This window comes from Pseudomonas agronomica (assembly GCF_025917275.1).
In the GTDB taxonomy this organism is placed as follows: domain Bacteria; phylum Pseudomonadota; class Gammaproteobacteria; order Pseudomonadales; family Pseudomonadaceae; genus Aquipseudomonas; species Aquipseudomonas agronomica.
In genome coordinates this window covers 1-2,006 of record NZ_JAOSHO010000708.1, presented here as the reverse complement: position 1 = coordinate 2,006, position 2,006 = coordinate 1, and the positions used below count along the sequence as shown (strand labels likewise).

Below are 2,006 nucleotides of genomic sequence, written 5' to 3'. Positions count from 1 at the left end.
ACGCAGCTCCTACGCAGCTCACAACTCCTATACAGCTTCTGCAGGTGGAGCGAGTCTCGTTGCTACCCCGTTATTTGCGCTTGAGCATCTCCGGCAACTGCGCCACCAACTTCTGGTTATTCAACGGCGCACGAATAAACCCGCGCTGAGTACCGTCCGGGCCAATCACGGCGAGGTTGCCGCTGTGGTCGACGGTGTAGTTGGGCTTGCTGGTGTCCGCCGGAATAAAGGGAATGCTCACGGCGTTGGCGAGTTTCTGCAGGTCTTCCACCGAGGCGGCGGTCAGGCCTTTGAATTGCGGGTCGAAGTAGCCCAGGTATTGCTTGAGTTGCTTGGGCGTGTCGCGGTTGGGGTCGACGCTCACCAGCACGATCTGCAACTTGGCCACGGCCTCGGGCGGCAGTTCGCTTTTGATCTGGCGCAGTTGGGCGAGGGTGGTCGGGCAGATGTCCGGGCAGAAGGTGTAACCGAAGAACAGCAGGCTCCACTTGTCTTTCAACCCGTCCATCGCCACGGGCTGGCCGTCCTGGTCGGTCATTTTCACGTCCGGCAGGTTGCGGCTCTGGGGCAGCAGGATGATGCCGGCGTCGATCAACGCGGTCGGGTCACCCTGGCCTTTGCTGGAGAGCACCTTGTTGATGGTCAGGCCGAGGATCAGTGCGATCACGGCCGCGAGGATGAAGACGGTTTTCTGAGTTCGAGTCATAGGCTCAACAGTAAGTAGTGGTCTACGAGCAGGGCGATGAACAGCAGGAACAAGTACCAGATAGAGTACTTGAACGTATTGATCGCCGCGTGCGGCCGGCTGCCACGGTACAACACCACGGCCCATTGCAGGAACCTTGCGCCCAGCACCAGCGCACAGACCAGGTAGATCAACCCGCTCATCTGGATCACGAACGGCATCAGGCTCACCGCCAGCAGCACCAAGGTGTACAGCAGGATATGGATCTTGGTGTAGTGCTCGCCGTGGGTCACCGGCAACATCGGGATATCAGCCTTGGCGTATTCCTCCTTGCGATGAATCGCCAGGGCCCAGAAGTGCGGCGGGGTCCAGGCGAAGATGATCAGCACCAGCAGCAACGGTTCGGCGCTGACATGACCGGTGGCCGCGACCCAGCCCAGCAGCGGCGGCGCGGCGCCAGCGAGGCCGCCGATGACGATGTTCTGCGGTGTCGCGCGCTTGAGGAAGCCGGTGTAGATCACGGCGTAACCGAGCAGTGAGGCGAGGGTCAGCCAGGCGGTCAGGGGGTTGGTGAACATCAGCAGCATGGCTTGGCCGGCGACGGCCAGCGCCAGGGCGAAGGTCAGGGCCGCGGCCGGCGAGACCCGGCCCTCGGCCAATGGCCGCTTATGGGTACGGGCCATCACCGCGTCGATGCGCCGGTCCACCACGTGGTTGACCGCCGCCGCGCCGCCGGCGCACAGCGCGATGCCCAGGTTGCCGAACACCAGGACCGTCCACGGTACGCCGGCGCGGGTGGCGAGGAACATGCCGACCAGCGAGGTGATCAGCATCAGCACCACCACTTTCGGCTTGGTCAGCTCCAGGTAGTCGCGCCAGATCGCCTGGCTGTGGCGTTCACCGGTCAAGGTTGCCATGGCATCTCTCCTTTTATCGTGATGGGCCCGACGCCGTGCTTATGCGGATTGAAGCGCCAGCGCAGCGGGACCTGATGCTTGACCCGGACCAGGCTGGTACGGGCGTGATAATTGACCAGCACCAGGGTCAGCAACAGCGCCGCGCCCCCGGCGTTATGGGCCACCGCCACCGGCAGCGGCAGATGAAACACGACATTGCTTATTCCCAAGGTAATTTGTGCCGCCAGTGCCGCGAGGACAAGGCCCGCCAGTCGGGTCATGCCCACCGTTTTCAACTGCCAGGCGAGCCCCAGCAGCACGACCGTCACCAGCAGCGCGCCGATACGGTGGGTCAGGTGGATGGCGGTGCGGGCGTCGCTGTCCAGTTGCCCGCCCAGGTAGTTCGGGCCGATGTGTTGGGTCAG

At 63.4% G+C, this 2,006-nt stretch carries 3 protein-coding genes; all 3 read right to left on the bottom strand.

Translation table 11 applies throughout. The features are described from left to right. Positions 1-70: 70 nt before the first annotated feature. Positions 71-706 carry an SCO family protein gene (locus OC610_RS26390; protein ID WP_198796087.1) on the bottom strand — a complete coding sequence of 212 codons (636 nt, stop codon included), beginning with the start codon at positions 704-706 and terminating at the stop codon, positions 71-73. Next, positions 703-1,602, bottom strand: a complete 900-nt coding sequence (gene cyoE, locus OC610_RS26385; RefSeq protein ID WP_264432101.1) for a heme o synthase — start codon at positions 1,600-1,602, stop codon at positions 703-705. The genes OC610_RS26390 and cyoE overlap by 4 nt, the downstream gene beginning before the upstream one ends. Next, a partial coding sequence (locus tag OC610_RS26380; RefSeq protein ID WP_264432097.1) for a COX15/CtaA family protein occupies positions 1,590-2,006 on the bottom strand: 417 nt, incomplete at its 5' end. The genes OC610_RS26380 and cyoE, both read right to left, overlap by 13 nt.

Excerpts from the sequence above, each read along its gene's own strand:
- OC610_RS26390 (WP_198796087.1), bottom strand. The coding sequence starts at position 706 with ATGACTCGAACTCAGAAAACCGTCTTCATCCTCGCGGCCGTGATCGCA.
- cyoE (WP_264432101.1), bottom strand. The coding sequence starts at position 1,602 with ATGGCAACCTTGACCGGTGAACGCCACAGCCAGGCGATCTGGCGCGAC.